8 protein-coding genes are annotated in these 7,922 nt (G+C 66.5%); 4 read left to right on the top strand and 4 right to left on the bottom strand.

Features of this window, described 5'->3' with window-relative positions; translation table 11 throughout:
* Positions 1-79 precede the first annotated feature (79 nt).
* From AVS7_RS13240 to AVS7_RS13225, 4 genes are all read left to right on the top strand, one after another.
* Positions 80-1,717 carry a 7TM diverse intracellular signaling domain-containing protein gene (locus AVS7_RS13240; protein ID WP_020228885.1) on the top strand — a complete coding sequence of 546 codons (1,638 nt, stop codon included), beginning with the start codon at positions 80-82 and terminating at the stop codon, positions 1,715-1,717.
* Between the two features lie 127 nt (positions 1,718-1,844).
* Positions 1,845-2,135 carry a hypothetical protein gene (locus tag AVS7_RS13235; protein ID WP_024001535.1) on the top strand — a complete coding sequence of 97 codons (291 nt, stop codon included), beginning with the start codon at positions 1,845-1,847 and terminating at the stop codon, positions 2,133-2,135.
* 77 nt (positions 2,136-2,212) lie between these two features.
* On the top strand, positions 2,213-2,887 hold the full coding sequence (locus AVS7_RS13230; RefSeq protein ID WP_020228883.1) for a hypothetical protein: 675 nt from the start codon (positions 2,213-2,215) through the stop codon (positions 2,885-2,887).
* Positions 2,884-3,921 carry a serine/threonine protein kinase gene (locus AVS7_RS13225; RefSeq protein ID WP_020228882.1) on the top strand — a complete coding sequence of 346 codons (1,038 nt, stop codon included), beginning with the start codon at positions 2,884-2,886 and terminating at the stop codon, positions 3,919-3,921. Before AVS7_RS13230 ends, AVS7_RS13225 begins: the two co-directional genes overlap by 4 nt.
* A 29-nt stretch (positions 3,922-3,950) precedes the next feature.
* Here the strand turns inward: AVS7_RS13225 and AVS7_RS13220 are convergent, their stop codons facing one another.
* Genes AVS7_RS13220 through htpG form a run of 4 tightly spaced genes read right to left on the bottom strand, consistent with a single transcriptional unit; the run spans position 3,951 to position 7,886 of the window.
* Positions 3,951-4,646: an ankyrin repeat domain-containing protein gene (locus AVS7_RS13220; protein ID WP_234450018.1), complete on the bottom strand. Its 696-nt coding sequence runs from the start codon at positions 4,644-4,646 to the stop codon at positions 3,951-3,953.
* Positions 4,639-5,337, bottom strand: a complete 699-nt coding sequence (locus AVS7_RS13215; protein ID WP_020228880.1) for an exosortase H-associated membrane protein — start codon at positions 5,335-5,337, stop codon at positions 4,639-4,641. Before AVS7_RS13215 ends, AVS7_RS13220 begins: the two co-directional genes overlap by 8 nt.
* Positions 5,334-5,879, bottom strand: coding sequence for an exosortase H (gene xrtH / locus AVS7_RS13210; protein WP_020228879.1), 546 nt, complete (start codon positions 5,877-5,879; stop codon positions 5,334-5,336). Before xrtH ends, AVS7_RS13215 begins: the two co-directional genes overlap by 4 nt.
* A 42-nt stretch (positions 5,880-5,921) precedes the next feature.
* Positions 5,922-7,886, bottom strand: coding sequence for a molecular chaperone HtpG (gene htpG / locus AVS7_RS13205; RefSeq protein ID WP_020228878.1), 1,965 nt, complete (start codon positions 7,884-7,886; stop codon positions 5,922-5,924).
* Positions 7,887-7,922: the final 36 nt, after the last annotated feature.

The following is a 7,922-nucleotide window of genomic DNA, read 5'->3' as shown; positions in this document are numbered from 1 at the left end:
CTTCGTGATCCTCATGTTGCCCAAGGCTGCGCCTGTCCTGGGCTCCGGAATAAGTTCATAACACGCTCTAGGCAATGCGGTGCTGGACGACGTGCGCATATACGTGCAAGTGCCCGGTGCCAGCGGCTGGAAGCCCCTCGGCGCCAGCGGCGAGGAGGTTCCCCGCCACCAGTGGCCCGTGGACTTCCGCAGCCCCGCCATGCAGTTCGACCCGGCCCAGGCAGGCGACTACACCGTGCTGGTGCGCCTGACCACGCGCAACGCGCTCAAGACCCGCATCGACGTCTGGCAACGCCTGGCCTTCGACAACCACACCCGCCGCGAGGGCCTGTTCTTCGGCCTGTACTTCGGCTTCTATCTGCTGCTGATCTGCCTGCACGGCCTGTTCTGGCGCGCCACGCGCGCGCCCATGAGCGGGCTGCTCCTGGCCTACATCGGCACCTGCGTGCTCAACGAGGTGCTGTCGCTCGGGCTGGTGCAGCAGATTACCGGCCTGCCCGCCGCATGGAGCGACCGGCTGCTGGGCGTCGGCATCGCCAGCGCCCTGCCCATCGCCGTGCGCATGTCCTGCGGCCAGTTGAAGCTGGCGCAGCGGTTGCCGCGCACGGCGCGCGTACTCACGCACGCCAGCACGGCCCTCGGCGCGCTGTGCGTGCTGGCCGTCCTGCTGGGCCGCTACAGCATGGGCGTCGTGCCCGTGCAGGTCGCGTCGCTGCTGCTCATCGCCGTCTTCACCAGCCTGGCGCTGTGGCTGCTGCGGCGCGGCCACCGGCCCGCGCGCTTCTTCCTGCCCGCCTTCGGCATCTTCTACGCCAGCGTGCTCATCGCCTTCGTGCGCAACCTGGGCTGGCTGCCCGTCAATGCATTCACCGAGAACATCTCGGCCCTGGGCACCATGGTGCACATGGTGCTGCTGAGCCTGTGGATCGTGGGCAGCCACGAACGCCAGCGCCGCGCGCGCGAGCGCCAACAGATGCAGCTCGAAGCCGAACTCGCCCAACGCCAGCGCCGCGAGAGCGAGCTGCTGCAATCGCTGGAACTGGAGCGGCGCGTGCGCCAGGAGCAGCGCGACTTCGTCGCCATGGTGTCGCACGAATTCCGCACGCCGCTGGCCATCATAACCACCAGCGCGCAGCAGCTCGGACGCAACCTTCAGGCCCCGCCCAAGAAGACCCTGGCGCGCAGCCACAACATCCGCACCGCGGCCCAGCGCCTGCTGGCCCTGGTGGACGACTGCCTGGCCGACGACCGCATGGCCGAACCCCACGGCGCGCCGCAGCTTTCCCCTTGCGATCTGCACGCCCTCATCGACAAACTGCGCCAGGACTTCACCCCCGGCCGCATCGCCTGCGCGCACGGTGAAGGCACGCGCCACCTCGCCACCGACGCCGCGCTGCTGCGCATCGCCCTGCGCAACCTGCTGGCCAACGCCGACCGCCACGCACCCGAGGGCGCCGTTGTGCAGGTGCGCACCCGCCGCAACGGCGAGCGCCTGCGCATCGAGGTCAGCCACCCTGCCTCCGCCATACCGCCCGACGAGCAAGCCCGCCTGTTCGAGCGCTACTGGCGCGGCCAGGGCGCGCAGCATCGTCCCGGCGCCGGGCTGGGGCTGTACCTAGTGCGGCGCATCGCCGAAAAACTGGGCGGCAGCGTGGCCCTGGCCGCAGCGGGCGGCACCGAACCGGTGTGCTTCACGCTGGAGCTTTCGCTCCTATAAAGATAGCTGGCAGCGCTTATCCATAAAGCGCTGGAAGCCATTTTTGCCAAAAATCACCCAGAGGTGCTGCGCTCAGACTTGCTCAGATTCACGCCAGGTACAGCCACTAGATTTCCGTTACGGCCCTTTGCATCGGCACGCCAGCCAACAGCACGGCCCGATCGCCACCTTCACGGAAATCACAATGCCCGCCTATTCCTCATTCTTCCCACATGCAGCCGAGCTTCTGGCGCTCGCATCCGCTGCCAGCCACGCCGGCATGACGCACGGCGGCAACGCATACACGCTGGACTGTTCCGACGGCCAGCCATCCTCGAAGTCCCTCATAGCGACGCAGACCAAAAGCGATGGGGGCTTGGCACTCCTGTCGCTGCTGGCGGCGGCCTGCGGCCTGCGCGCGGCGCGGCGAAGGGCGTGAAGCCTTTTAGCCCTCTAACGCTTTCCACACAAGCGCTGGAAGCTATCAAAACCATTGCACTCCCAAAGAAGGACACCATGAAAATGCATCTTCCGATCGCCAGCCTGCTGGCGCTGGGCGCGCTGTCGCTGCCCGCGTCGGCGCAGGTCACCACGTACCAGTTGGCGTCGCAGGCGGCCTACTCCAGCTTCATCCCCTGCATGCCGGCGGGCAGTACCGCTTGCGAGGCCTACACCAGCGCCATGACCGTGGCCGGGCAGTTCACCCTGAGTGCGCCGCTGGCGGCCAGCCTGTCGGCTACCACGCTGGCGCCCACGGCGTTTTCGTTTTCTGACGGGGTCAACACCTACACCGAAGCTGGGGCCTGGGTGCACCGGCTCATGGTATGGACAGATGCTTCGGGCGCGCTCACGCAGTTCAACCTCGAAGTCCGCAAGTGGCTGACCGGAACGCCGCCGCACGCGGTGGGGGACCGCCTGTCCACCCTCTATATCGACCAGTCGCTGTTTTCGGCCACCCACAATGCCGAATGCTTCTTCATCCCCGTCGGCCAGTCGGCCGACAACTGCACGCTGCTGACCGACTGGCAATTCACCCACAATGCGAGCGGTGCTCTCTCAGGCACTTTTGCCGCGGCGTCCGCGCCCATGGGGCCTCAGCCCATCCCTTCCCTGTCGGTCCACGGGCTGGCTGCTGGCGGCGGCGGCGGGCCTGCGGCGGCGCCACAGGCGCGGGCGACAATGCGGGCATGACGCCGCACGCCCCTGACGACACCCTCCACTCCTACGCCACACTCACTCCCGACCTGGTGCTGGATGCCCTCTCCAGCATCGGCCTGCACGGCGATGGGCGGCTGATGGCCCTGGGCTCGTACGAGAACCGCGTCTATCAGGCGGTGCTGGAGGACGGCGGGCGCGTGGTCGCCAAGTTCTACCGCCCCGGCCGCTGGAGCAAGGCGCAGATCCTAGAGGAACACGCCTTCGCCCTGGAGCTGGCCGAGGCCGAGGTGCCCATGATCGCCCCCTTGCTGCTGGACGGCCGCACCATGCATCACCACGCAGGCTTCGCGTTCTCGGTCAGTCCATGGCGCGGCGGGCGGGCGCCGGAGCTGGATGATGGCGAGGTGCTGGAGTGGGTCGGCCGCTTCCTGGCCCGCCTGCACAACGTGGGCGCGGCGCGGCCGTTCGCGCACCGGCCCGCGCTCGATGCGCGCGCATTCGGGCAGGAGCCGCGCGACTGGCTGCTGGCGCAGCAGATCATCCCCCTGGACCAGCAATCCGCCTGGCGCGCGGCCTGCGATGAAGCTCTCGATTTAATAGCTGCCAGCGCTTTCCAGACAAGCACTGGAGGCACTTTTGGCTTGAAAGACGCCACCACGCTGCGCCTGCACGGCGACTGCCATCCCGGCAACGTGCTGTGGACGCCCGTGGATAAGCACGGCGGCGGCCCGCACTTCGTGGACCTGGACGACGCACGCACGGGCCCGGCGGTGCAGGATCTGTGGATGCTGCTCTCGGGCGAGCGCCGCCAGCGCACGCAGCAGCTCCGCGCACTGCTGGACGGCTACGAACAGCTGCGCCCCTTCGACCGACGCGAACTGGCGCTGATCGAGCCGCTGCGTACGCTGCGCCTGATCCACTACAGCGCATGGCTGGCGCGGCGCTGGAACGATCCGATCTTCCCGATCAACTTCCCGTGGTTCGGCAGCAGCGACTACTGGCGCGGACAAGTGGACATGCTGCACGAACAGATCGAGGCGATGCAGGAGGAGCCCTTGTACGCTTGAGCCCGTGTCATGCCGTGGCTTGCGCCTGATCAGCGTCCGCCAGCGGCAGTCAGGATACGTTCCATCTCCGTCTGTCCGCGCCGGCGCGCGTGCGCCAACGGGGTGACGCCATCGCGGTCGGCAAGGTTCACGTCGGCGCCTGCGGCCAGCACCTGGCGCACGATGTCCTGGTGCGGGGGGCCGCCGTCGCTCAGCACGATGGCTTCCAGCAGGCAGGTCCAGCCCAGGCGGTTGACATGGTCCACGGCCACGCCGGCCGCGATCAGCGTGCGCACCGTTTCCGCGTGTCCGCGCTCGCAGGCGGGGATGAGGGCGGTGCCGCCGTAGCGGTTGGTGCTCTTCAGGTCGGCGCCGTAGGACAGCGTCATGCGCAGGATTTCCAGGCGGCCCCGCGCTCCGGCGAGCAGGTAGGGACTGTCACGCTGGTCGTTCTGCCGATTCACGTCGGCGCCCGCCAGTACCAGCGAACGCGCCACTTCCACATGGTTGCCCGCCGTGGCCAGCAGCAGCGGCGTGCTGCCATGCGCATCGAGCGCATCCACGGGTGCGCCTTGCGCCAGCAGGCGGCGCACGGCGGCCGCGTCGCCCTCCCGGGCTGCATGCAGCAGCGCAGTGCCGGCATCGGTAGCTGGCAGCTGCGCATGCGGCGCTGCCGTGCAGGCCAAAGCCAGACCGGCGGCAAAGGCGATGCGCCACGCGACATGGCACATTTGCCTGTCAGCCATTCGCACCTTCGCGGGCGCCAGACTGCTTCTTGGCTTCGAGCGACTGCTTCCAACCATGCACAATCACGTCGTTGAAGAACTTGCGGTCGAGCCACAGCCAAATCAGCACGGGCATGAGAGCGGGCAGGACCAGCGTGGCGACCTGGGAGCCGAAAACGATGGCTTCGATCTGCCAAGGGTCCACTCGCAGTGCGCGGGTGTCGTATTGCGCGCCCGCAGCCAGATTCATGAGGACGAACATCACCAGGCTGAAAGTTTGGGTCGGCAACAGCAACACGTACCCAACCAGTGCCCGCTGGACAAGGCCCGGTCTGCGCATGATGGCCCAGGACGCCAGTAGCAGCGCCAGCAGAATGGGAAACCCGTAGGCTAGGCGACCAGGGTCCGCCGGAAGGATGGCTGCGGCCTTGCGCCCGCCGCTATTGGGAATAACCACTTCTACGGCCGTCTTCACCAGCATCTGGCCCGGCTGCACCTCCACCGACCGCACCCACATGGGCGCCGTCTGGTTGAGAACGATGTCGGAGAGTACCGCCACGGGATAGCTCAGCCATGGAGACACCTGTGTCCACAGCGCCATCAGCGCGATGGTGGTGGCCACGGAAAACACCATGAAGCGCGTCAGCACGGCCCGGCCGTGGCTCGACGCGCCCTTGGAAGCGGGCTGCGCCTGAACCGGCCCCGTGCTCATGCAACCGCCCCTTGCAGCGAGGGCGGCGGTGGCTCGTCAGGCGGGGTGCCACTGTCTTGCGGCGAACCTTTGGCAACCGCGCGCACCCAGAGCAGCCAGACGATGAGCACATCCAGCATGATCAAGCCCTGCCAGAGGTATTCGTGCGCGAAGTCGAAGAGCGGCTTGCTCCACTGCCCGATATAGAACAGGCTGATCACACGCACCACGTTGAGCGCCTGCACGGCGGCGAATCCAGCGACCAGCCCCACCAGCTTATGGCGCCATCCCGCGGGGAATGCCATCACAGCGGCAAAAAGCACGATACATGCCTCAATGCCGTTGCAGCCTGCCTCGATGGAGACTCCGAAGCCCGTCACCGTGTTCCAAAGCACCTTGCCCTGCGCGGCGGCGGTGCTGTCGAACCACATCACCAGGGTGGCACACACCTTTGCGAGCAGAGTCGTCCACGGCACCACGAAGTGCTGCTGCACCCAGTTCAGCATATTGAGGCCGAACAGGGTGAACTGGAGGGTGAGGAAAAGCAGAAAGAAGCGCAGCATGGCCAGAATTATCTACAAACACGCCTGCTGCGCCTTCTCTAGTTACACCAGCAGCGCGTTCACGCGCTTCACGTAGGCCGCCGGATCGTCGGGCAGGCCGCCTTCGGCCAGCAGTGCCTGGTCGAACAGGATGTGCGCCAGGTCGTGGAAATGCATGCTGCCATCGAGCTGCTTGACCAGCGGATGCTCGGGGTTCACTTCGAGCACGGGCTTGGAATCCGGCGCGCTCTGGCCTGCCTGCTTCAGGAGGCGGGCGAGCTGCGTGCTCATGCCGCCGTCCTGCACCACCAGGCATGCGGGCGAATCGACCAGGCGCGTGGTCACGCGCACGTCCTCGGCCTTGTCCTTGAGGGCCTCTTTCAGCTTGGCGAGCACGGGCTTGAAGGTTTCTGCGGCTTCCTCGGCCGCCTTCTTCTCAGCCTCGTCCTGCAGCTTGCCCAGGTCCACCGCACCCTTGGCGACGGACTGCAGCGGCGTGCCGTCGAAGTCCTGCAGGTAGCCCAGCGCCCACTCGTCCACGCGATCGGCCATGAGCAGCACCTCGATGCCCTTCTTCTTGAAGACTTCGAGCTGCGGGCTGTTCCTGGCCGCCGCCAGCGTATCGGCGGTGATGTAGTAGATGGCGTCCTGGCCTTCCTTCATGCGGGCCTTGTAGTCGGCCAGGCCGACACTCGGCGTATCGCTCTGCGTGGAGGCGAAGCGCAGCAGCTTGGCGATGCGCTCGCGGTTGGCGAAGTCCTCGCCCAGGCCCTCTTTCAACACGGCGCCGAACTCGTTGTAGAACTGCGTGTACTTGCCTTCCTTGGCCTTGTCTTCCTCGCTCACCACGTCGGTCACGCCGTCGGCATCGGTGGCCGATTCATGCTTGTCGTGCTTGGCCAGGTCTTCCAGCATGCCGAGCACGCGCTTGACCGAGCCATCGCGGATCAGCCGCACGTCGCGGCTTTCCTGCAGCAGCTCGCGACTCACGTTGAGCGGCAGGTCGTTGGAGTCGATCACGCCCTTGACGAAGCGCAGGTAGCTGGGCATCAGCGCCTCGGCGTCGTCCATGATGAAAACGCGCTTCACGTAGAGCTTCACACCCGCCTTCTTGTCGCGGTTCCACAGGTCGAACGGCGCCTTGGCGGGGATGTACAGGAGCTGCGTGTACTCGGTGTTGCCCTCGACGCGGTTGTGGCTCCAGCTCAAAGGGTTCTCGAAGTCGTGGCTGATCGACTTGTAGAAGTCCTGGTACTGCTCGGGCGTGATGTCCTTCTTGGGGCGCGTCCACAGGGCGCTGGCCTTGTTGACGGTCTCCCACTCGCCGGTCTTGGCCATCTCGCCGGGCTCGCCTTCCTTCTCGCCCTCTTTCCATTCCTCTTTTTCCATGAGGATGGGCAGGCTGATGTGGTCGGAGTACTTGCCGATGATCTGCTTGAGCTTCCAGGCGTTCAGGTACTCCTCGGCGTCCTCGCGCAGGTGCAGGATCACGCTGGTGCCACGCGCCGCGCGCTCGATCTGCTCCACGTCGAAGTCGCCCGCGCCGCCGCTCGTCCAGCGCACGCCCTCAGCAGCCGGCAGGCCCGCGCGGCGGCTCTCCACGGTGATCTTGTCGGCCACGATGAAGCCCGAATAGAAGCCCACGCCGAACTGGCCGATGAGTTGCCCCTGCTCGCTGGCCGTGGCCTTCTGGTCGCCCGTCAGGCGGCTCATGAAGTCCTTGGTGCCGCTCTTGGCGATGGTGCCCAGGTGGTCGATGGCCTCCTGCTGGCTCATGCCGATGCCGTTGTCGGTGATGGTCAGGGTGCGCGCCGCCTTGTCGAAGGCGATGCGCACTTCGAGGTTGGGCTGGTCTTCGTAGAGGGCGCTGTCGTTCAGCGCCTCGAAGCGCAGCTTGTCGCAGGCGTCGGAGGCGTTGGAGACCAGCTCGCGCAGGAAGATCTCCTTGTTGGAATACAGCGAGTGCGTGACGAGGTGCAGCAGCTGCGCGACCTCGGCCTGGAAGGAATGGTGTTGCTTGTTGCTCATGCGTGTGCGGGCAAAAACGGAGGGTTGAAACGGATG

The organism is Acidovorax sp. MR-S7, from assembly GCF_000400995.2.
Taxonomy (GTDB): Bacteria; Pseudomonadota; Gammaproteobacteria; order Burkholderiales; family Burkholderiaceae_C; genus MR-S7.
The sequence above is the reverse complement of the archived record's forward strand: the minus strand, read 5'-3'. Positions and strand labels throughout refer to the sequence as shown.

Bases quoted from the DNA above. Each gene is read 5' to 3' on its own strand.
- xrtH (WP_020228879.1), bottom strand. From the start codon at position 5,879: ATGCTGCGCTTCTTTCTGCTTTTCCTCACCCTCCAGTTCACCCTGTTC.
- AVS7_RS13225 (WP_020228882.1), top strand. From the start codon at position 2,884: ATGACGCCGCACGCCCCTGACGACACCCTCCACTCCTACGCCACACTC.
- AVS7_RS13220 (WP_234450018.1), bottom strand. From the start codon at position 4,646: ATGGCTGACAGGCAAATGTGCCATGTCGCGTGGCGCATCGCCTTTGCC.
- htpG (WP_020228878.1), bottom strand. From the start codon at position 7,886: ATGAGCAACAAGCAACACCATTCCTTCCAGGCCGAGGTCGCGCAGCTG.
- AVS7_RS13215 (WP_020228880.1), bottom strand. From the start codon at position 5,337: ATGAGCACGGGGCCGGTTCAGGCGCAGCCCGCTTCCAAGGGCGCGTCG.
- AVS7_RS13230 (WP_020228883.1), top strand. From the start codon at position 2,213: ATGAAAATGCATCTTCCGATCGCCAGCCTGCTGGCGCTGGGCGCGCTG.